Consider the following 400-nt stretch of genomic DNA (forward strand, 5'->3'; position numbering starts at 1 on the left):
GGGGCATCGCCATCCTGATCCAGCAGGCGGTGCGGCTGGAATTCGGCCTGTCGTTTCTCGGCATCCACATCCAGGGCCTCGGGCCGGGCCTACAGAACGTCGCAGTGCCGCCGTTCCTGCAGGGCACGTTCTCCATCCTCGGCGCCGACATCAACCGCTACCGCACCTTCATCATCCTGGTGACCGCGATCCTCGCGCTCGTGACCTGGTTCATTATCTATCGGACGTCGATGGGCACACAGGTGCGCGCCATCATCCGCAATCCGAGGATGGCCGCGGCCTGCGGCATCGACGTCACCCGCGTCAACGCTCTGACCTTTGCTTTCGGGTCTGGTCTCGCCGGCGTCGCCGGTGTGATGATGTCCGGCTTCAAGACGGTGTTTCCCGATATGGGCACGTC

General features: G+C 64.0%; 1 protein-coding gene. It reads left to right on the forward strand.

Annotated features, from left to right (window positions below):
* Positions 1–400, forward strand: a 400-nt coding sequence (locus AC5ZGW_RS47375; protein WP_496114303.1) for an ABC transporter permease subunit, incomplete at both ends; no start/stop codon positions are given.

This window comes from Bradyrhizobium sp. Crot121, assembly GCF_059512385.1.